General features: G+C 68.1%; 32 protein-coding genes and 1 tRNA gene. 21 read left to right on the top strand and 12 right to left on the bottom strand.

What is annotated here, in order from left to right:
• Positions 1–35 precede the first annotated feature (35 nt).
• The 3 genes from ABL308_12890 to ABL308_12880 all read left to right on the top strand — a co-directional run bounded on the left by ABL308_12890 (position 36) and on the right by ABL308_12880 (position 1,022).
• Positions 36–344, top strand: a complete 309-nt coding sequence (locus tag ABL308_12890) for an integration host factor subunit alpha (GenBank protein ID XBQ15840.1) — start codon at positions 36–38, stop codon at positions 342–344.
• Positions 345–836, top strand: a complete 492-nt coding sequence (locus ABL308_12885) for a MerR family transcriptional regulator (protein ID XBQ15839.1) — start codon at positions 345–347, stop codon at positions 834–836.
• A gap of 108 nt (positions 837–944) precedes the next feature.
• Positions 945–1,022 (top strand) — tRNA-Pro (locus ABL308_12880).
• 79 nt (positions 1,023–1,101) lie between these two features.
• Here ABL308_12880 and ABL308_12875 read toward each other — a convergent pair.
• Genes ABL308_12875 through ABL308_12825 form a run of 11 tightly spaced genes read right to left on the bottom strand, consistent with a single transcriptional unit; the run spans position 1,102 to position 6,427 of the window.
• Positions 1,102–2,262 (bottom strand): site-specific integrase, encoded by a 1,161-nt coding sequence (locus ABL308_12875; protein XBQ15838.1) that lies wholly within the window; start codon positions 2,260–2,262, stop codon positions 1,102–1,104.
• Positions 2,263–2,272: 10 nt separating this feature from the next.
• Positions 2,273–2,530 (bottom strand): hypothetical protein, encoded by a 258-nt coding sequence (locus tag ABL308_12870; GenBank protein ID XBQ15837.1) that lies wholly within the window; start codon positions 2,528–2,530, stop codon positions 2,273–2,275.
• Positions 2,527–2,808: a hypothetical protein gene (locus ABL308_12865; GenBank protein ID XBQ15836.1), complete on the bottom strand. Its 282-nt coding sequence runs from the start codon at positions 2,806–2,808 to the stop codon at positions 2,527–2,529. Before ABL308_12865 ends, ABL308_12870 begins: the two co-directional genes overlap by 4 nt.
• Before the next feature lie 12 nt (positions 2,809–2,820).
• Positions 2,821–3,249: a hypothetical protein gene (locus ABL308_12860; protein ID XBQ15835.1), complete on the bottom strand. Its 429-nt coding sequence runs from the start codon at positions 3,247–3,249 to the stop codon at positions 2,821–2,823.
• Entirely contained in the window at positions 3,249–3,539 is a 291-nt protein-coding gene (locus ABL308_12855; GenBank protein ID XBQ15834.1) for a hypothetical protein, read from the bottom strand. The genes ABL308_12860 and ABL308_12855 overlap by 1 nt, the downstream gene beginning before the upstream one ends.
• Positions 3,540–3,591: 52 nt before the next feature.
• Entirely contained in the window at positions 3,592–3,822 is a 231-nt protein-coding gene (locus tag ABL308_12850; protein XBQ15833.1) for a hypothetical protein, read from the bottom strand.
• Positions 3,819–4,124 carry a hypothetical protein gene (locus ABL308_12845; protein XBQ15832.1) on the bottom strand — a complete coding sequence of 102 codons (306 nt, stop codon included), beginning with the start codon at positions 4,122–4,124 and terminating at the stop codon, positions 3,819–3,821. Before ABL308_12845 ends, ABL308_12850 begins: the two co-directional genes overlap by 4 nt.
• Positions 4,124–4,315 carry a hypothetical protein gene (locus ABL308_12840; protein ID XBQ15831.1) on the bottom strand — a complete coding sequence of 64 codons (192 nt, stop codon included), beginning with the start codon at positions 4,313–4,315 and terminating at the stop codon, positions 4,124–4,126. Before ABL308_12840 ends, ABL308_12845 begins: the two co-directional genes overlap by 1 nt.
• Positions 4,312–4,605: a hypothetical protein gene (locus tag ABL308_12835; protein ID XBQ15830.1), complete on the bottom strand. Its 294-nt coding sequence runs from the start codon at positions 4,603–4,605 to the stop codon at positions 4,312–4,314. The genes ABL308_12840 and ABL308_12835 overlap by 4 nt, the downstream gene beginning before the upstream one ends.
• On the bottom strand, positions 4,602–5,087 hold the full coding sequence (locus ABL308_12830) for a hypothetical protein (protein ID XBQ15829.1): 486 nt from the start codon (positions 5,085–5,087) through the stop codon (positions 4,602–4,604). The genes ABL308_12835 and ABL308_12830 overlap by 4 nt, the downstream gene beginning before the upstream one ends.
• Complete coding sequence (locus ABL308_12825; GenBank protein ID XBQ15828.1) at positions 5,084–6,427, bottom strand: ParB/RepB/Spo0J family partition protein; 1,344 nt, start codon at positions 6,425–6,427, stop codon at positions 5,084–5,086. The genes ABL308_12830 and ABL308_12825 overlap by 4 nt, the downstream gene beginning before the upstream one ends.
• Positions 6,428–6,596: 169 nt before the next feature.
• Between ABL308_12825 and ABL308_12820 the strand changes: the two genes are divergently transcribed.
• Positions 6,597–6,797: a superinfection immunity protein gene (locus tag ABL308_12820; GenBank protein XBQ15827.1), complete on the top strand. Its 201-nt coding sequence runs from the start codon at positions 6,597–6,599 to the stop codon at positions 6,795–6,797.
• Here the strand turns inward: ABL308_12820 and ABL308_12815 are convergent, their stop codons facing one another.
• Positions 6,798–7,133, bottom strand: a complete 336-nt coding sequence (locus ABL308_12815; protein ID XBQ15826.1) for a helix-turn-helix transcriptional regulator — start codon at positions 7,131–7,133, stop codon at positions 6,798–6,800.
• A gap of 168 nt (positions 7,134–7,301) precedes the next feature.
• On the opposite strand from ABL308_12815, the gene ABL308_12810 reads away from it, so the two are divergent.
• The 17 genes from ABL308_12810 (at position 7,302) to ABL308_12730 (ending at position 18,902) form a co-directional block, all read left to right on the top strand.
• The gene (locus ABL308_12810) at positions 7,302–7,589 is read left to right on the top strand and encodes a helix-turn-helix transcriptional regulator (GenBank protein XBQ15825.1); all 288 of its coding nucleotides are present in this window, start codon (positions 7,302–7,304) and stop codon (positions 7,587–7,589) included.
• Positions 7,586–7,759, top strand: a complete 174-nt coding sequence (locus tag ABL308_12805) for a hypothetical protein (protein ID XBQ15824.1) — start codon at positions 7,586–7,588, stop codon at positions 7,757–7,759. The genes ABL308_12810 and ABL308_12805 overlap by 4 nt, the downstream gene beginning before the upstream one ends.
• Positions 7,756–8,394: a hypothetical protein gene (locus ABL308_12800; protein XBQ15823.1), complete on the top strand. Its 639-nt coding sequence runs from the start codon at positions 7,756–7,758 to the stop codon at positions 8,392–8,394. Before ABL308_12805 ends, ABL308_12800 begins: the two co-directional genes overlap by 4 nt.
• Positions 8,395–8,465: 71 nt before the next feature.
• A complete protein-coding gene (locus tag ABL308_12795) occupies positions 8,466–8,903 on the top strand; it encodes a hypothetical protein (GenBank protein XBQ15822.1) in 438 nt (145 codons plus the stop codon).
• A gap of 63 nt (positions 8,904–8,966) precedes the next feature.
• The gene (locus ABL308_12790) at positions 8,967–9,845 is read left to right on the top strand and encodes a DUF2303 family protein (GenBank protein ID XBQ15821.1); all 879 of its coding nucleotides are present in this window, start codon (positions 8,967–8,969) and stop codon (positions 9,843–9,845) included.
• Between the two features lie 155 nt (positions 9,846–10,000).
• A complete protein-coding gene (locus tag ABL308_12785) occupies positions 10,001–10,177 on the top strand; it encodes a hypothetical protein (GenBank protein XBQ15820.1) in 177 nt (58 codons plus the stop codon).
• A gap of 3 nt (positions 10,178–10,180) precedes the next feature.
• Entirely contained in the window at positions 10,181–10,861 is a 681-nt protein-coding gene (locus ABL308_12780) for a hypothetical protein (protein XBQ15819.1), read from the top strand.
• Between the two features lie 129 nt (positions 10,862–10,990).
• Entirely contained in the window at positions 10,991–11,392 is a 402-nt protein-coding gene (locus ABL308_12775) for a hypothetical protein (protein ID XBQ15818.1), read from the top strand.
• Positions 11,389–11,694: a hypothetical protein gene (locus ABL308_12770; protein XBQ15817.1), complete on the top strand. Its 306-nt coding sequence runs from the start codon at positions 11,389–11,391 to the stop codon at positions 11,692–11,694. The genes ABL308_12775 and ABL308_12770 overlap by 4 nt, the downstream gene beginning before the upstream one ends.
• Complete coding sequence (locus tag ABL308_12765) at positions 11,691–11,927, top strand: hypothetical protein (GenBank protein ID XBQ15816.1); 237 nt, start codon at positions 11,691–11,693, stop codon at positions 11,925–11,927. The genes ABL308_12770 and ABL308_12765 overlap by 4 nt, the downstream gene beginning before the upstream one ends.
• A 97-nt stretch (positions 11,928–12,024) precedes the next feature.
• Positions 12,025–12,927 carry a hypothetical protein gene (locus ABL308_12760; protein XBQ15815.1) on the top strand — a complete coding sequence of 301 codons (903 nt, stop codon included), beginning with the start codon at positions 12,025–12,027 and terminating at the stop codon, positions 12,925–12,927.
• Complete coding sequence (locus ABL308_12755; GenBank protein XBQ15814.1) at positions 12,924–13,781, top strand: hypothetical protein; 858 nt, start codon at positions 12,924–12,926, stop codon at positions 13,779–13,781. Before ABL308_12760 ends, ABL308_12755 begins: the two co-directional genes overlap by 4 nt.
• 213 nt (positions 13,782–13,994) lie before the next feature.
• Positions 13,995–14,345 carry an HNH endonuclease signature motif containing protein gene (locus ABL308_12750; protein XBQ15813.1) on the top strand — a complete coding sequence of 117 codons (351 nt, stop codon included), beginning with the start codon at positions 13,995–13,997 and terminating at the stop codon, positions 14,343–14,345.
• Positions 14,346–14,501: 156 nt separating this feature from the next.
• Positions 14,502–14,981, top strand: a complete 480-nt coding sequence (locus tag ABL308_12745) for a phage terminase small subunit P27 family (protein XBQ15812.1) — start codon at positions 14,502–14,504, stop codon at positions 14,979–14,981.
• 4 nt (positions 14,982–14,985) lie between these two features.
• A complete protein-coding gene (locus tag ABL308_12740) occupies positions 14,986–16,680 on the top strand; it encodes a terminase TerL endonuclease subunit (GenBank protein XBQ15811.1) in 1,695 nt (564 codons plus the stop codon).
• A gap of 1 nt (position 16,681) precedes the next feature.
• Positions 16,682–18,019: a phage portal protein gene (locus ABL308_12735; GenBank protein ID XBQ15810.1), complete on the top strand. Its 1,338-nt coding sequence runs from the start codon at positions 16,682–16,684 to the stop codon at positions 18,017–18,019.
• Positions 18,009–18,902 carry a S49 family peptidase gene (locus ABL308_12730; GenBank protein XBQ15809.1) on the top strand — a complete coding sequence of 298 codons (894 nt, stop codon included), beginning with the start codon at positions 18,009–18,011 and terminating at the stop codon, positions 18,900–18,902. Before ABL308_12735 ends, ABL308_12730 begins: the two co-directional genes overlap by 11 nt.
• Positions 18,903–18,944: the final 42 nt, after the last annotated feature.

Genomic DNA, 18,944 nt, shown 5'->3' with positions numbered 1-18,944 from the left:
ATCTCGCGGGCCTAGGACAGGACAGGGGACAACCAATGGGCAAGACCATCACGCGGGCCGACCTTTCGGACGCCGTCCATCGCGATGTCGGGCTGCCGCGTCAGGAAAGCGCGCAGCTCGTCGAAGCGGTTCTGGACATGATCTCCGACACGCTTGTGGCCGGCGAGTCCGTGAAGCTTTCTTCCTTCGGCTCGTTCGTGCTGCGCGACAAGAACGGCCGGGTCGGGCGCAACCCGAAAACCGGCGAGGAAGTGCCGATCGAGCCCCGCCGCGTGCTGGTGTTCAAGCCCAGCCAGGTGCTGAAGGACCGAGTCGACGCCGCGCTGAGCAAAGACCTCGCCTAAATGGCCGACAAGTCGCCCGACGCCTACCGCACGATCTCGGAAGCGTCCGAAGAGACCGGCCTTCCAGCGCATGTGCTGCGCTTCTGGGAGGGCCGCTTCGCGCAACTCAAACCGATGAAGCGTGCGGGCGGCCGGCGGCTCTACCGGCCCCAGGACGTGAGCCTTCTGAAGGGGCTCAAGCGGCTGCTCTACGAGGACGGTTACACCATCAAGGGCGCGCAGAAATATCTGCGCGAACACGGGGTCGGCGCAGTCGCGGCCCTCGGCGAAGGCGAAGGGGACGCGCCGATCACGGCTTCGCCGGCGGGTCCTCCCGGTTCGTCCGAAACCTATTCAGAGCCGGCGCTTTCGCAGGACGCACCGGCCGCATCGAGCCATCCGGCTGCGGCGATCAGCGATGAAGCCCGGAGCCGTCTGGAGGCTGCGCTCGAGCGGGTCGAAGCGGCGCGCAACGCGCTCGCCGAAGCCCTCGAGAACCGTTCTGCAGCTTGAGACCGCAGCGCGGCGTTTGCCCGGTTGCTCCGGGCGCGCGGCGCGCCTATAACCCGCCTCCCGGCGTCGCGCCGGGCTCCCGGTCCACCCCGCCGGGCGATCTGGTATCGGAGCGTGGCGCAGCCCGGTTAGCGCACTGGTCTGGGGGACCAGGGGTCGCCGGTTCGAATCCGGCCGCTCCGACCATTACTTAGCGGGTTTCGTGACCCGGCGGTTTACAGCCCGGTTTACAGATTTGTCCCTGCGGCGTTCCTCGGGGCCGGGCCTATCGCTTCCCGTCGTTCCATCGCTTGATGCGCTGTCGCGCCAGTGCGGCGCGGTTGACGTAGCGGGCGCGGATGCGCGCGACCTTCTTTTCGTCGCCGCTCCATCCGCAGAACTCGGCGATATCGGCGTTGCTGAAGCCCGCTTCGCACAACTCGGTCGCGAACGTGCCCCGGCTGTCGTGAAGGTGCTTTCCGGTGATCGCACATTCGGCCAGGCGCTTGGCCACCGCGTCGGACAGGCCGCGCCGTGTCCAGGGCCGGCCGCGCGAGGTCGTCAGGATCGTCGTCGCCGCGATCCGGGTCTTTTCCGCGGGCGCGGCGGCCTGGGCCTGAGCGCGGCGCGCATCGATCAGGGCGCGCAGCGGGGGAAGGACCGGAACGATCGCCTCGGTCCGCCCCCGGCTCTTGGACGTGCGCCAGACCAGTTCGAGCCCGTGATCGGCGCTGAGCGGCATGGCGGCGAGATCGGCGCGGCGCGCGCCAGTGTAAAAGGCCAGGGTGAAGATCGCCGCGAGATGGGGCTCGGCCGGGGCGACCTGGCGCACCTGGCCGGTCTCCGGATCGGCGGCCGGGCCGCCTTCGAAGATCAGCGCCCGCTCGGCCCGGCTGAACACGATCTCCGACCGGTCGGCGTCATAAAGGCGCGGGACGCCCTGGGCGGGATTGTGCGCGCACCATTTCAGAAGCCTTGCAAACGATAACAGCCGCGCGAGCACCCGGACCCGGTGATCGGCGGCGCGGAGCTGGCCCGCTGCGGCCTTTTCATCGCGCCAGGCGAGAATGTCGTCGACGATTTCAGGATCGTCGAAGGCGATGACGGCGTCGTCTCCGAACTCCGCCTCGATCTGGGCGAAATAGACGCCATACGTCTCTTTCGTCGCCTCGCTCAGCCTGGCGAAGTCGCCGGACCGGCGGTAGCGGTCGATCAGCGCGCTGACCGTGCGCGCGCCGGTGCGGCCTGCGGCCGTCTGGCGGCCCTCGGCCCGCGCGGCGTCGAGCGCGGCGCCGAAGCCTTCGGGCGGGCGGGCGTAGTCGACCGGCGCGCCGTCGCACGTCCAGAAGCGCGGGCCGCCGCGCCAGGCGTAGTAAAACCAGCGGCGTTCGCCGCCTGAAAGGATCTTCGAAACCCGATGAATGCGGGCGGGCGGCGCGCCGGACATGGCGGCGGCCTCAGCCTCGGCCCGGCTCGCCGGCCTTGCGCCGGCGGCGGGCGTCGAGCGCGGCGCGCGCGGGGTCCGGCGCGTCGTCGGCGGGCGCGGGTTCGGCGGCGTGCGGCGCTTGTTCAAAGACGGTGATCTCCCCGGTCCGGCCGATCGTGAACCCGGCCGGATTTAACCCCGCCGCGCGCGCCGCGTCGAGCGCGCGCCTGATCTCGCGGTCTGGCGGGTATGCGCGCGGGGCGCGCCGGGAGGGGGAGGGGGCGTTCATGCTCGGTCGTTGCTCAGGGCTTCGGCCAGTTCGCGGCCGTCAGGCAGGATCACACGCGACGGCATGAGCCACTGGCACGCGTCGCTTTCAAAGGCCGCGACCAGAAGTCTTCGCCCGAAGCCGCTGCAAATGACGACACCCGAGCGAACGGTTCCGCCCATCGCCCAGCGGATCGCCGTGCCGCGCAGATGGAGCCGGTCAAACAGGGCTTCATGTTCGGCGCGGAAGGCGCGGGCCTGACGGCCGGTCGTGATGAGATCAAGATAGGCCTGATCCATGCCCGCGCCCTTTCAGTATCCGCCGTCGCCGTCGCCGTCGCCGTAGCCGTCGCCGTAGCCGTCGCCGTAGCCGTAGCCGTAGCCGTAGCCGTAGCCGTAGCCGTAGCCGTAGCCGTCGCCGTAGCCGTCGCCGTCGCCGTAGTCGTCGCCGTAGCCGTCGCCGTAGCCGTCGCCGTCGCCGTAGCCGTCGCCGTAGCCGTCGCCGTAGCCGTAGCCGTAGCCGTAGCCGTCGCCGTAGCCGTAGCCGTAGCCGTCGAGCTGAAGCGCTCGCCTCACCGGCTCGCGCTCGCTCGCGGTCGCGAGCGCGACGACGCCGCGAACGGGCATGGCCGCCGCGGCGCGGCCCTTCTCGTGTTCTCTGAGAAGGGCCGCGCGCACGCCGTCTCGGCAACAGCCGCCGCGGACAAGATCGTCCGCCGTGACCAGCCGATCGCGATCCATCACGCCGCCTCCCACTTCGCCCAGGCCGCTTCGGTCACGGCGAACACGGCCGTCACGTCGTGCAGGACCGGAATATCGGCCGGCGCGGAGATCTTCGAGTTTCCGGTCGGGCCGCTCTCGGCCAGCTGCTGCACGCCCCTGGTCGTGCCGAACTTGATCGCCATGCGGGCCGATTTCAGCGCCAGCGTGGGCTGTGCGAGGTCGGCGTCGTCGGGCACGAGCCCGGCGAACACGCCGCGATGCTTGGTGGTGACCATGACAGGCTTCATGCCGGCGGGAAGGGTGCTCATGAGGGGTCTCCTTTGCTGAGCGGGTGAAGTCGAAAACCGGTGTCGCAACGCCTCACGTCCGCCGCTCCCGGCGCACGTCGAGCAAGCCGAAGGCTGCAAAGACGGCGATGAACATCGCGATGATGCGCCAGCCGGTCGCGAAGGCGTCGGGATCGCGGGCGATCAGTCCGATCGCGACCATGACGCCGCCGGTGACCGCGCCCAGAAGCGCGCCGAAGCCGATCCAGGCCATGACGGTCGCCGCAGCGCGCGGGGTACGGCGGGCGGGGGCCGGTCGGGTCATGACGCCGCCCCTTCGCAATGAGCGGCGGACACGGTCGAGGCCAGCTCGTAAATCGGGGCGGCCGATCCTGCAGGAACGATGTAAGCGGCGTGCACGTCGTATGTTTTCCCGGTCTTCGGGTTGCGAACGCGAACCCGGCTGCCGAAAAGCCATTTCATGATCTCGACGGTCTGCGTGCTGTGCCTGCAAACGCGAGCGACAGAGCCCGGCGGAAAGGCCGCCTCAGCCGCGTGCCTGAAGGCGGTCTCGGCTGCAGCGATCGCGGCGTAGGCGGTGACAGCCTTGCGTTGGTGATCGTTCATCAAAACGCATCCTCTTCTTCGTCGGCGCAGGCCGGGCAGGGCACGGGCGCGGGGTTGAACGGGTCTGCGGGGTCGTCGGTGACGAGCGCGCCGTGACACACAGGGCAGGGCGGGACGTGATCGGCGGCGGCCTGGGCGTCGGGAAAGCCGGTCCGCCCGCCGAGCGCGGCGAAGGTGTTCGGGCCGATCATGACCGGCGCCCCTTCGCGCGCGGCGGGAAGCCGTTCACGATGTTCGAGCGGGTCACGACATGGGCGGTTTTCAGATGCGGGTTCGCACCGCCGTTTTCGAGCGTGACGACCGCCGTCCGGCCGCGTGCGCGCCAGTAGGCTTCGATCTTTTCTTTCAGGCGCAGCGATCCGGCGTAGCTCGCCGCGTCCTTCGGACCGCGCTGAAACTGCGCCAGCTCGTCGAGCGCCGCCGGGCCGGTCCGGCCGGCGCGGGGCGGGCGGACGGTCCGGATTTTGGTCACCGCGTTCATGCCGAGCCCTCCGGTTCTCCGATTGGGTCGGAGCCGGGTTTCTGGCCGGCGGGGGCGGGTGCGCCGAAGATCGCCGTCATCGCGTCGATCGCGTATGTCCTGACGACGTCGGGATCGCCGCTGAGATGCTGCGCGGCGGCTACCGTGTCGGTGCGAAAACAGCCCTTGGCGAGCCCTGAATTGACCGGGTCTTTCGGCTCGCCGCTGACGTCTGAAAAGACGAAGGCGAGCACGCGGACGCCCTCTTCCTGGCCGATTTCAAGCATGCGTTTCAGCGCGCGTTCATGGGCGGCGACGGCGGCGGCCTTGTCGGCGAAGGTGCGCAAGTGCGCGTTCGCGTTCTGGCCGCCCCGGCGCGGGTGCGCGCGGTCATAGGCGCGCGGCGTGGTTTCGGGCGCCGGGCTGGCGCGGTCGGGCGCGGGGCGTTCGCTGGGCTCGGCGCCGGGCGGGAGCGCCCAGGGGGAGGGATTGCGGCGGGTCATTTGCGGTCGCCTTTCTCGCGCGCGTGCGCGGCCTTCAGCCCGTCCGCGCCGCTTTCCAGCGCGGAGAGAATGAGGTTGTGGCTGTTGGAATTGCTGATCTCGGTGACGACGATCCGCGCGAGGTCTTCGAGCGCGTCGAGCACCTTCGCGCGGGCGGCGGCGTACAGGCTCGCGGGGTCGTCGGCGGGGGGCGGGGCGGGCGGGGTCGTGTCCTGGACGTCAGGGCTCGCCAGACGCCAGCCTTGCGTGTTCCCGGCGATCACGCCGGCCGCGCTGGCGTCATGGATCGACGCCTCGGCCACCTCGCGCGACAGCCGATAGCGCCGGGACAGGTTTGCAATCAGCGTAGCGTCGGGAATGTATTTGTCCTGATAAAGAAACTCGGTCCAGAACTGGCGCTGTCGCGCCGCCGGGATCGGACGCGGCGCGGACGCCTCCGCCGTCTGATCGCCGCTCCCCGCGCTCAGCATGGCGCGAGCCTGTTCGACGGTGATCTCGCCGCTCGCGAGGCGGGCGCGGTCGGCCGGGTCGAGCTTCAGAAGCTGCAGGCGCTGCTGCACGTTTCTCTGGGTGCGGCCGATGCGTTCGGCGATCCGGGCGGTCGACAGGCCCGCCTTGCGCAGGCGCTCGAAGCTTTCGGCCTCTTCAAGCGGGCTCAGGTTCACCCGCTGCAGGTTCTCGACAAGCGCGTCGACGCGCGCGGCGTGCGGGTCGTCTTCGGCGTAGTCGCGGACGATCGCAGGAAGCGGCCTGTTCCACGGCCAGCGCCCGGCCTTGATCAGCGTTCCGACCGCGCGCCAGCGGCGTTCGCCGCCGACGATCATGAAGCGGCCGGCTGCGGCTTTCTCCGCGTCCGGATGGCGGCGCAAAATGAGGTTCTGAAGCACCTGTCCGGCGTCGGCGATGCTTTGCGCAAGGTCCTCGATCGCGTCGCCGTCGAACAGGGTGCGCGGATTGTCCGGGTCGGGCTCGATCAGATCGTGAATGACGCCGAACGCGCCGCCTTCTCCGGGTTGATCGGTCTGACCTGAAAGCGCGCGCCAGATCGCAAGCCCGCGCGGCGTGATCGTCGCGCCCTCGCCTTCATGGCTGAGCTTGACCAGCCCCTGATCGGCGAAGCTTCTGAGGCTGCGCAGGACCAGATCGGAGCGAAAGCGCTTCTTGACCGGATCGAACCGGTCGAGCGCCCTGGCCAGTTCAAGCGCCAAAGCGGGCTCGGCCCGCCCGGCGAGTTCGGCCAGAAGGGCGGTATCCCTGACGTTCACCGGTTCGGGCGGAAGCGGGCGAACGCCGTTCGCCTCTGCTGTCCCGGCGGGGGCTTCGGCGGTTGCTGCGGTCATGGCGGGCTCTCCGTTCGCAAATCAGACGAACGGTAATGCACCATACCGGTGCAAAGGCGTCAATACGGTGTGCACCAATTTGGTGCTAGACTGGCGCGTGTGTCGAAAATTACGTTACTGGTATTAGGCGCTTGCGGGCTGAAAGGGGTGGGGCATGAATGATGAGACCTTGGCCGCGATCGTGCTCGGCGGGCTGTTCGTCGGGTATTTCCTGCCGGCGTTCATCGCAGCACTTCGCGCGCACCCCGATCACCTGGCGATCTTCTTTCTCAACCTGTTTCTGGGTTGGACGCTGATCGGCTGGGTCGTCTCCCTGGTCTGGGCGGTGACCGGGATTGCGCACCGGAAGGCGGCAAAATCAAAGCGCTGATCAGGCGGCGTCGTCGCCGGCCCACGCGTTCATCGCCGCAAGTAAGCGCTTGCGGTCTTCACGGCTGAGCTTTCGGAACAGGTCACGGGCGACCAGCTCGTCGGGATCGGCGCTGTCGTCGTCTACAAGATCGCCGGGCCGGCATTTCAGCACGGCGGCGAACCGCGGCAGGTCCTCGACGCGCAGCGAGCGGTCGCCGGTCTCGTATCTCTGCACGGTCTGATAGGTGAGCCCGACCAGCTCGGCGAGCTGTTCGATCGTCAGCCCGCGCGCGTGACGTATCTCGCGCAGACGATGGGGTACGTCTCGCCGGACGGCGCCGTAAGCGCGCGACATGGCCGGGCCTCCGAAATCACCAAAGCACCCAGCTATTTTGCGGGCGTTCGCGGTGAGATTTGAGCGCCGGTTCGGTGCAAAGTCACCGAAAGGGGTTGACGGATCGGGGCAAATCACCCGCACCAATTACACCGTTATGGTGCAATTAACAACGGTGCGGTGTAGTCGATGACCGGAAACGAGCCTTCGACCGGCAACAGATTGGACGCCTGGCGCGTCGAAAACAAGCTGACTTACGAGGCTTTGGGCAAGAAGCTCGGCGGCGTGCCGCATCAGACCGCGCGCCGCTGGTGTCTTCCCGCGGGTCATCGTGACCGGCGCGTTCCGCGCATCGGATATCTGACCGAGATCGTGAAGCTGACCGGCCTGAGCGCGTCTGACGTGCTGGCCGACCTTCGCGAGCACGAACACGAACACGAACACGACGCGCCGGCGGCGCAAAGGCGGGCGTCATGACGCGCCGCCGTCTGAGCCTGCCCGAAGCCCAGGCCGAACGCGCGCGGGCCTGGCGCGCCGCGCGCGCGGCGCGGACGGGCTGGAAAACCAAGGCCCGCACCCGCCTGCAGGACGCGACGACAGAGCTTTTGCGCGCGGAGCTGCGCGCGGACAGGGAGAAAGCGAAATGAGCCTCGGGTTCATGAGATATGTGCGCGAAAAGAACCTTGAACGGTGCGCGCACTGGCATAGGCACGGCGTCGCGGACTGGGATTTGAACCAGTGGTTCACGGCGGCGGCGGGCGAAGTCGGCGAGGCGCTGGAAGCGTTTGCTGAATGGGCGTCGCATGATCTGGTCGCCACCGGTCAGCTTGTGATCAACGGCGAGCCCGGCGATCCCGTCCGGGCGGCGTCCCGCAAGCGAACGAAAGCGCGAAATCGGGTCGTGAACGAGCTTTGCGACGTGACGCTCTATCTCGATTTGCTCGCCGCAAGGGCCGGTCACGCCTTCCGGGACCCTGGCGTCCGTTACGCCCATGAAATCGGCGAAACGCTGTCGATGCTGCGCGCCGCTCAGTTCGTCCTCGTGGTCGGCGACACGATCAAGAAACTCAATCGCGATCATGACCGGCTCGCGGGCAACACGATGGATTTTTCCGCGCTCAGCGAGCAGCTCGCCGACGAGCTGGATCATGCGCTCGCCGCGCTGAACGCGGCGTTCCGGGCGTTCCGCGCCGAGCCGCAAACAGCGCTCTGCGACAAGTTCAACGCGGTGTCCAAGCGCAACGGGTTCCACGTGTTCATGACGCCGGGCTGTACGTCCTGACCCGCCGCCCCGGCGTGAGCGGGCGCGCCGGGGCGGGTTCGATCCGCCCGCAGGAAACGGAGACCATGACGATGACAGACGAACCGGACAAAAGGCCGCTGAGCGCGCAGGCCGATCCGCGCCGGAACCCTCCCCAGGGCGCACCGGCGAACGGCGTTCGCGGGATCGAGCGGGCGGCGCGCGAGGGCGCGGCGAAGGCGGGCGGCAAGCCCAAGGCGCTGAGCGCGATCGAGCTTCTGGAGACGCACCGGCGCGGGGACATTCTTGACGAACTCGACGCGGCGATCGCCGAGGTCGTCGAAAAGGTCGCCGAGTACGCCGGCAAGGGCTCGGTGACGCTGAAGCTCGACTTCGCGCTCGGAAACGGCGGGGTGATCGAGCTTCGCCCGAAGGTCGAGCGCAAGCGTCCCGCAAAGCCGATCGGGATCGGCGTGCTGTTTCACCAGGGCGAGGGGCGCATCGCGCGCAACGACCTCAGACAGACCGATCTCGAAGAGTTCACCGACTAGGCCAGCGCGCGCCCGCGCGGACGGTCCGGCGGGCGGCGCACAGATCAGGGAAGGAATCTGAGTATGAACACCGAAAACCACACCAAGGACGCGCCGGACAACCCGCTTTATACGGGCCTTGTCGCCGCCTATGCGATGGCGTCCTACAATCTTGTCGCCGGCGAGGACGGCCGTCAGCATGTCGTCGTGCCCGAAGGGTTCGAGCTGCGCGACGTCACCGATCCGCACCGGCTTCCCGGCTTCGTGCGCCAGCGCGTCACGGTCGACGATCGCGGCTCGCTGATCGATTACGCGACGCGCTTCAAGGGCGCGCAGAGCGTGCTGTTCGCCGATATCGATCGCGGTCAGGTGATCGCGCGGATCGATTATCACGAACTGAGCGAGGCGGGCGCGGGCGCGCTGATCGCCGAGGCCGGCGAGATCATTCCGGGCCGCGAGCTGGGCGGGCCTGCGCATGACGCGCATGTCGCGGTGCTGCAGCTGCGCGAGACCGAAGAGTTCCGCGCCTGGTCGGACTTCTGCGGCGAGTTTCACGAGCAGATGGAGTTCGCCTATTTCCTGGAAGAGAACGCGGCGGACGTCGCCGATCCGGACGGGGCCAGCCTTCTTGAGATCGTGAAAGACCTTCAGACGGTCGCCGATCACCAGTTCAAGGGCAAGGTCAATCTCGACAGCGGCGACGTGACGCTGAACTTCGAGACCGAGACGCGCCAGCTTCAGCCGGTCCAGCTCCCCCGCAAGGTGTTCCTCGAAATCCCGATCTATGACGGCGAGCCCCCCGCGCAGCTGGAATGCGCGCTGCGCTGGCGCGCGGGCGGGGCCGGGGCGCTGCTGAAACTGGAAATGCGCCGCGTGGCGCGGATCAAGCGGGCCGCGTTCGCCGATATCGCCGAAGGCGTGTCGGCGGGCTGCGGCCTTCCGGTGTTCTTCGGCCGGCTTTGACCCCCGGCTGAAGGCGTGCGCGGCGGTTTCGGGGTGTTCCCGCCGCGCATGAAGGCCCGGCCGCCGCGCAGCCCATCGCGCGCCGGCGGCCGGGCCGCACGCCCCGCAAACGGGAGACGAACGTCATGCGACAGGTTCACACGGGTTCCACAAGCGTGAAACTCATCATCGGCGGCGGGCTCGGCCTGATCGTCGGCGCAATGCTCGGCGGGCTCGCCGGGCTGGTCTCGAAAATCATGGGCTGGCCGGACGGCTGGATCGCGCTCGGCATGGTTCTGGTCTGTTGCGTCGTCGGGATCGCGCTTTCGGTTGCGCACGACTGGGAGGGCTAGGCCATGAAAGTCCTTCCCCTGGAAATGAGCCCGGAGAACATGACCGCGGTCCTGGACGGCGAGAAAACCGAGACGCGGCGTCATGTGCGCTCGGAAAGCGGGCGGGCGAACCCGCTACTCAAACTCGAGCCGGGCGATCTCGTCTGGTTCAAGGAAGCGATCAACTGGCATCCGGGCGCGCCGCCTGCGGTGTACGCCGCGCGGCGCGACCTGAAGAAGGTGCTGAGCCGGTCGGGCGCGGGCGCGCCCGTGGACATGACCGGCCGGCCCGAAGACTGGACGCCGCGCGCCGAGCGGACCACGCCGCGCTACATGCCGAAATGGGCGAACCGGGCCTGCGGGCGGGTGACGGCGGTCAGCGTCGAGCCCCTGCGCGCCATCGATCGGGAGGCGGCGCGGCGCGAAGGGATCGTCGCGTTCTCGGAGATCAACCGGAAAATCGGCGTGCGCGAGGATTATTTCGCGCCCTACGGGGCGTTCTACCGGCCCGCGCGCGAAGACGCGCTGAACGCGCCGCACGAGGCGCGCCGGGGCGATCCGGTCCGCGCCTTCGCCGCGCTGTGGGACCGGCTGCACAGAAATCCGGGCCGCCGCTTCCATGACGGCGCGGAGGTGGTCGCGATCACCTTCGCGCTGATCGAGCAGCCCGTCTTCGCGCTCGTTCCAGAAGCGGGGGAGGGCTGAGCATGTGCGGCTTTCATATCGGGCTTGTGCAGGCTGTGCTCGCCGCGTCACTGGCCGAGCGGATTGGCGAGGCGTGCGCCGTGCTCGGCGAGACGCCGGCTGACTTCATCGTTCGGGGGAGGCGCTGACATGCCGATCTCGAAGATCAAGGCGGCGCTCTATCCCGGCGGCTCGCTGAATTCGCCCGAATGGCGGGCGCTGAGGGCGCTGATCCTCGGCCGCGCCGGTCACGCCTGCGAAGGTTCGCCCGCCTATCCCGAATGCCGGGCGGTGAACGGTGCGCCGCACCCTGTCACCGGATCGAAGGTCGTGCTGACGATCGCCCATCTCGATCACGATCCGGCCAACTCGCACCCGTCCAATCTCAGGGCGTGGTGTCAGCGCTGTCACAACACATACGACGCGCCCCACCGGCGCGATCCCGCCCCGCCCGATCCGGGCCGCGAGCCGCGCCATGTGCTCGACGTGCTGGCCGAAGCGGCGGTCGCGGGCGGCGCCTATCCCCTCACCATGATGGAGACGCGGACATGATGAGCGACACACAAGCTGCGCTGCGCGCGGCGCTGAGCGCCATGTTCGGCGAGATCGCCGAGCGCGAGCCCGGCCTGGCCCGGTGGAAAGCCTTTATCGACGAGGCCAGCGCCTGCGGCGTGATCGGCGTGACCGCCGGGGCCGGTGCGGCCGGGCCGAACGAGATCGAGGTGCGGGTTCGGCTGTGGTCGCCGCGCGGCGGCGCGCCGGGCGCGACGGGCGTTCCTGCGGCCGATCCCGAAGCGATCGCGGCGCGCATCCGCAATGTCGCCGCGTGCGGCGAGGAAAGGGCGGCGTCATGACCCGCAAGCGCGTGCAGACCGCGGCGATAAGGAAAAACCGCGCCCTGGGGGCGATGGACAGTGCGATCAGCTGGATGAAGGCCGGTCAGTACGATCTTGCGGCCGGCGCGCTGGACCGGGCCGCCGCGATCCTGCGCGAGCCGGTCAAGGATCATGTGATCTGCAATGATCCGAATGCGGGCATGTGCGCGGCGTGCGATTGCTGGAAACAGGCGCGAGCCTACGCGTCATGACCCTTCCCGATTTCCTTCTGATCGCGCTTCCGAGCGCCGGGGCGGGGCTGTGGTTCGGCCTGGTCGCGGGCTGGGCGCAGGCGTCCAGGGGGCGGCGATGAGCTTCATTCTGGGATCTCTGGCGCTGCACGCCAATCTCAGGCGGCCGGGGCGTGACGACGGCGCTGCGGTGCGCAAGCTCATCCTGATCGCCTTCTGTAACGAGGCGACGGACGGGGGCGTCATTCCGGCGCAATACGCGGGCAAGACGTCGAACGACCGGCTCGCCGATATCGCCTGCCGGTCGGTCGCCACGGTGAAGCGGGCGAAGGCGCAACTGGTCGAAGACAACTGGCTTGCGCTGATCGGTCATGCGCGGCGCGGACGCGGGCGCGTGGCCCTGTACCGCGTCAACGTGGACCTTTTGCGTGCGAACATCCGCGCCCGCGAGGCCGAAATCTTCGCCGTCGAGCCCGAAGGGGCGGGCACGCCGGTCGATCTGGACGACGACATTCCGGGGGAGGCGGGCGACCAGGGCGCGGCGGGCGTTAGTGGCTCAAACTCGGCCGATAAAGGTTCGCAAGGCGCTGAAAACATTGGGCCGATTTGCAATAGTGGCTCAAACTCCGACCCGGTCGGGGAAAACCGCCCCGCCGAGCCCGGAAAAGTGGCTCAACTGTCGGCGAAAAGTGGCTCAACGGTGAGCCACAACCCTATTAACCCCTCCCCCCCCTGTAGTCCCCCCCCTCCGGATCGGGAGGCGTCCGCGGTCGACTGGCGCGGGCTGCGCGAGGGTCTGACGGCGGCGCTCGGCCGGGAGGCGGGCTTGAACCTGATCTCGGGGGCGCGGCTGCAGGGCTCGACCCTGCTGTTCGCCAACGGGTTCAAGTTTGCAGAGGCGAGGGATCGTCACAGCCGATTGCTCGGCGGGCTGGGGGTGCGCGTGATCGCACTGGACGCGCCCCGGTCTGAAAGCATCGCGCTTGATAATCTTCACACCGGCAAGAGGGCGGCGCGATGAGCGGCGGAGCGAGACGGGAGGCGAACGCCGTTCGCCCCGAGACGGGCGGGTTCGACGCGCTGATCGACTGGGAGCGGCTTCCCGGTCTTCACACCCTGACCGACCCGGACGGGGCGGCGGCCAGCGCGCGCAGGATCGGCGCGGAGATCGCCGGACGGCGGGGCGGGAAGTCCAAAGCGAGCGCGGACGCCGTCGCCGCCTCTCGCCGGGAGGCGGCGTTCGACGCCGCGCTTGAAAGCCTGGACGCCGGCGCGCTGATCGACGCGGCGCGGGCGAAGCGCCGCGAGGCGATGCGGGTGAGTTCGGTGCGCTCCGATCCCGATCGGGCGAAGGCGGCGCGGCGGGCCGAGCTGAAGGCGCAGCGCCGGGCGGCGCGGGCGGCCGAAGCGCGGCGCGGCGGCCTGCCTGTCACGCCGAGGCCGGGCGGGTTCTCGTGGCTGGTCGAGCGCGACTGCCTGCCCGTGATCTGTGTGCAGGCCGGTCACGATATCGACCGCATTCTGACCGCCGTCGAGGCCGGGGTGTTCGCCGCGTCCGACCCGGACACGCTGCAGACCGGCGGGGTCAAGGCGAGCGGGCGGCGGGGCGCGCCCCAATTCATGGCGATCGAGGGCTATCTCGACCGGTATGTCCCGTGGACGCGGCGGCTTATGGCCGAAGACTATGTCCGCGCCGGGCTTCCGGGCCGGGCGGTGCTGGCGGTGGTGATCGCGGTGATCCGGGACGGGCGGACGCCGCGCGAACTGGACGGGGCGGTCGGCAAGCGCAACGGAACGTGCATGGGCCTGTTGTGCGACGGTCTCCGCGAGTATGCCCGGCTTGCAAAGTGGACCGGCAGAGAACAGGGGGGTTGACGCGGGGACGCAGAACGGGTCATTTATGCGACGTTCCCGCTCTTGTGAAACGGGTAGAGCCCCGCCGGCCAGCGCCGCGCGGGGCTTTTTCGTGGCCCAGGGGCGGGGGCGCGGCGGGCTCTTCTTGCGCCCGTCTGTTCTCCCGATCGTGGTTCACTGGCGCGGCCCGGCGGTTCTGATCGCCGGGCCGCGCCTGTTTTCAGCGGGGCGGTCATGCCTTCGGCTCCCAAGCTCTTCCGGCCGCTCGGCGCGCCGGCCAAGCGCAAAGGCGCGAAGCTCGAAGACCGCTTCCGCGGAAGCGCTGCGAAGCGCGGCTATGATCGAGACTGGCGCAAGCTCCGCGAGATCAAGCTCAAGCGCGATCCGCTCTGCGAGGATTGCCTCGCCGATGGCCGGACCGAACCTGCGCGCGAGGTCGACCACGTCGAACGCTTCCGCGATGCGGACGGCCGGATCGATCACCGCAAGCGGCTGGACCCTAAGAACCTGCGGTCGCTCTGCAAACCCTGTCACTCCCGCAAGACCGCGCGGGAGACCTGGCACGCGCAGGGGGTAGGGGGGTGAAAATCCCTCCGGCCGGTCCGAGCGTGGACCGGCGGGGGAATTTAATTTTCGCGGCTGGGATTTTGAAATGAAAAGCCCCTTGGGGGTTGAGGGTGAACGGGGGCGAACGGCGATGAAAGCTGAAAGCCCCGTGACGACGGCGAACGAAGGCGAACGATGAGCAAGGGTAAAAAGCCTTACCTTGTCGCGCTCGAAGGCGGCGCGGACGCGTTCATTCCCCACGAGGCCGCCCGCGGCGACGTCGTGAAGGATGAGCGGCTCGACCCGCCTGAGTTCATGCTCGACGACCGGATCGCGATGGAGGAATGGCGCCGGATCGTTCCGCTCCTCAGCGCAAAAGGCATCCTGGACAAGCTGGACGTCATGCGGCTGGCGATCTACTGCCAGGCCGTCAGCGAATACGACCAGGTGACCCGCGAGCTCAAACAGGAGGGGTTCACCTACACCTCGAAGGGCCGGAACGGTACGCAGCGCAAGAACCGCCCGGAGGTCGGCCGGCGAAACGAGCTGATCAAGATCATTCACTCCTGCGCGTCCGACTTCGGCATGTCGCCGCTCGCGCGCATGCGCCTCGCGCTCGGCGAACAAGACGACCTTTTCGACTTCGCCAAGAAGATCAACGGAACGAACGGTTAGACCCGTGACCGCACCGATGCACCTGACGACGGCCTACGCGACGGCCGTGGTCGAGGGCGACATACTCGCCGGCCGGCTGGTTCGGCTGGCGTGCGAGCGTCACCTGAAGGATCTGCAAACCGGCGCGGAGCGCGGCCTTCACTTCGACGAAGAGGCGGCGAACCGGGCCTTCCGGTTCTTCGGACAGCTGAGGCTCGGCAAGGGGCGCGGGGCGGGCGGGCACTTCAGGCTCGAACCCTGGCAGTGCTTCATCGTCGGGTCTCTGTTCGGCTGGAAAAAGGCGAACGGCTTTCGCCGGTTCACCTCGGCCTATATCGAGGTCGCCCGCAAAAACGGAAAATCGACCCTGCTCGCCGGGGCCGCGCTTTACATGCTCGGCCTGGACGGGGAGGGCGCGCCGGAAGTGTACTCCGCCGCGACGAAGCGCGACCAGGCGAAGATCGTGTTTTCCGAGGCGCGCCGTCTCGCGCGTTCGGTTCCCGCCCTGCGCAAGCTGTTCGACATCAAGGAAAACGTGATTTTCCATCGGCCGAGCGACGGCGAGTTCCGCGCCCTGTCGAGCGACGCCCAGACGCAGGACGGGCTCAACCCGCATTGCACGGTGATCGACGAGCTTCACGCGCACAAGACGCGCGACCTGGTCGACGTGATCGAAAGCGCCGAGGGCTCGCGCGACCAGCCGTTGACCCTGATAATCACGACTGCAGGGTCGAGTTCGGACAAGGCGGCGGTCTGTTGGGAAAAGCGGACCTACGGCGAAGAGGTCGTCAAAGGGAATTTCGACGACGACACGACCTTCGTCTATATCGCCGGGCTCGACGACGGCGACGACTGGAAAGACGAAAGCGTCTGGATCAAGGCGAACCCCAATCTCGGCGTCTCGGTGACGCTCGACGTTCTCAAGCGCCAGCGCGACCAGGCGCTCGCCAAGCCCGCCCGGCAAAGCGAGTTTCGCCGCAAGCGGTGTAACCAGTGGCTTGAAGTCGAAAGCCGCTGGTTCGAGACCGAAGCGCTCGACCGCAACCGCGCGCCCTTCATCCTGTCCGACGTCGCCGGCCGGCGGCCGGTCTGCACCCTCGACCTGTCGAGCAAGACCGACCTGACCTCTCTGTGTCTGACCTGGGGCGATGATGGAAACGACCGCGAGCCCTGGCGCTTCCTGCAGCGCTATTTCTGCCCGGAAGTCGGCGTCGTCGCGCGGTCCGAAAACGACGGCGTTCCGTACCTGCAATGGAAGGAGGCCGGTCACCTTATCGCCACGCCGGGCGCGCGGGTCGATTACGACCGCGTCCTCGAAGAGATCAGGGCCTTGCGCGACGAACACGGGTTCGAGGTCATCGGCGTCGACCCGTGGAACGCCCAGGCGATCGCGAACCAGCTCGAAAAGGACGGGTTCGAGGTCTTCGAATATCGCCAGGGCATGCCGAGCTTTTCCGGCCCGTCGAAAGAGTTCGAGGCGCTGATCGCTGACGGCCGGTTCTGCCATGACGGCAACCCGATCACCGACTGGATGCTCGGAAACGTCTCGGTCCGCGTCGACGGGAAAGAGAATTACATGCCGTTCAAGGCGTCCCAGAAGCTCCGCGTCGACGGCGTCATGACGATGATCATGGGCGTCGGACTTATTCACGCCGGCGTGAGCAAGGAACCGGACAGCAAACGGGTCTCGATCTCCGCCGGCTTCTACGAGAGGGCCTGACATGGGCTTGGTTTCTTCGATCCGTGCGGTCTTCGGCCTCTCCGGCGCGAGCGCGGTCACCGCCGAGGGCGATCTCGGCTGGTCAGGCGACGTCGACGATCCGATCGTCACCGCCGCGGGCTATCCGGTCTCCGCGCGCACGGTCATGCGCCTGGCGCTCGTCGTCACCTGTGCGAACAAGATCGCGAAGTCGGTCGGCTCGCTCCCGCTTAAAATCTACGAGCGGCGCGCGGACGGAACCAAGGCCGAGGCGGCGGATCACCCGCTGTCCGATCTGTTGCGCTACGCGCCGAACGCCGAACAGACCGCGCTCGAGTTCCGCACGGCGATGACCTGGGATCTGGCGTTCTGGCGCGGCGCCTATGCGGAAATCGTTCCGGGCGATCGCGGGGCTGTCGACCAGCTGCGCCACCTGCCCGCCGGCGACGTGAAGCCGCGCCGGGTGCGCGGCGAACTCTGGTTTGAGGCCCCGGGCCGGGACGGAATGGGCCGGCGGATGCTTCATCATTCTGAAGTGTTCCGCGTCCAGCTTCCGCCCTATCGCGAAGACGGGATCACGCCGAAGCCGATTTTCGAGCTGGGGCGGGAGACGTTTTCAAAGGCCCTCGCGCTGCAGGAATATGCAAACAGCTATTTTCAGAACAACGGCGGCGCCGGCGACTGGATTTCAATGAAAGACGGCTGGTTCGCGAACGACGAAGAGCGCGACAACTTTCTAGATTGGATCAGAAAAAAGACTTCGCCGCGCCGCCGGCACGAAACGAAGATCGTTCCGTTCGGCGCGACGATCACAAAGGGCGGGGTCAAGAACAATGAGGCGCAATTTCTCGAAACCTGGCAGGCGACCGCGCGCGAGATCATCGCGCTTTTCGACATTCCGCCGCACAAGGTCGGCGATCTGGAAAAGGCGACCTTCTCCAATATCGAGCAACAGGCGCTCGAATTCGTTCAGGACACGCTGCTGGTCTATCTCGAAGCCTGGGAACAGGCGGTCCGCCGCGATCTGATCATCGCGAAGGGCCGCTTCTACGCCGAGCACGTCCTCGCGGCGCTGCTCCGCGGCGATCTCGGCGCGCGCTACGCGGCGTATGCGATCGGCCGTCAATGGGGCTGGTTGTCTGTGAACGACATTCTCAGGCGCGAAAACCTCAATCCGATCGGCCCGGCTGGCGATATCTACCTCACGCCCATGAACATGGGCGAAGCCGGCCAGGGCGAACAGGGCGCGAGCCCCGGCGTGCGCGCCCTGGTCTCCGCCCTGGACGGGTGCGACCCGGACCAGCTCGCCGCTGCGCTTAAATCGATCAAGCTCGAACAGGGGGTCGACGATGTTGACTGAGGAACTGAAAGCCGCGCTCGCCGCGCTCGGCGGGCTTTGCGCCGTGGATATCGACCTCGCCGCGCCGTATCTCGCCGCGGCGCGCGAAGCTGAAGCGGCGATCAACGCGAACGGCGTTCGCGTGTCCGCTGCGGCGGTCGGCCAGGCGACCACGCAGGGCGGCGTCGCGATCCTCCCTGTTTCGGGCTTCATCCGGATGCATCCCTCGCCGGTAGAGCGCCTTTTGGGGATTTCCTTCGGCGCGTCGCTCACCCGGCTGACCGAGCGTCTTCGCGAAGCGGTCGCCGACGATGCGGTCGCCGCGATCGTGCTGCGGTTCGACAGTCCGGGCGGGGCGACCTTCGGGCTCGCCGAGGCCGCCGAGGAAATTCGGAAGGCGGCGTCGACCAAGCCTGTGATCGCAATGGTCGAGACGGTGTGCGCCTCGGCGGCCTATTGGCTGGCGAGCGCGTGTTCGGAGATCGTCGCGCTTGAAAGCGCGGTGGTCGGGTCGATCGGCGTGGTGGGCACGCACACCAGCGTCAAGGCCGCGCTCGAAGCGCAGGGCGTGAAAGTCACGCTGGTCAGCTCGACCCTGGAAAAGGTGGAAACCTATCCCGAAAACGATCTCAGCGATGAGGCGCGGGCGCATCTTCAGGGCCTGGTCGACGCCGAGCTGAAGCTCTTCGTCGCAGCGGTCGCGAAGGGGCGGGGTATCAAGCCCGGCGACGTGCTCGACCAGTACGGCCGGGGGCGGATCATGAAGGGTCGGGCCGCGAAGGCGGCCGGCATGATCGACCGGATCGCCACGCTCGACGCCGTCGTCGCCGGGCTGGCACGGCCCGCGCGCCGGGCTGGCGCGCCGCGGGTCGGCCGCGCCGCGCGCATGGCCTTCGATCTCTGATCTCAGACCTGTCGCCGAACAGGTCCGACAAGTTCCAGCCGT

Origin of the sequence: Oceanicaulis sp. (genome assembly GCA_040112665.1) — a bacterium.
Taxonomy (GTDB): domain Bacteria; phylum Pseudomonadota; class Alphaproteobacteria; order Caulobacterales; family Maricaulaceae; genus Oceanicaulis.
The sequence above is the reverse complement of the archived record's forward strand: the minus strand, read 5'-3'. Positions and strand labels throughout refer to the sequence as shown.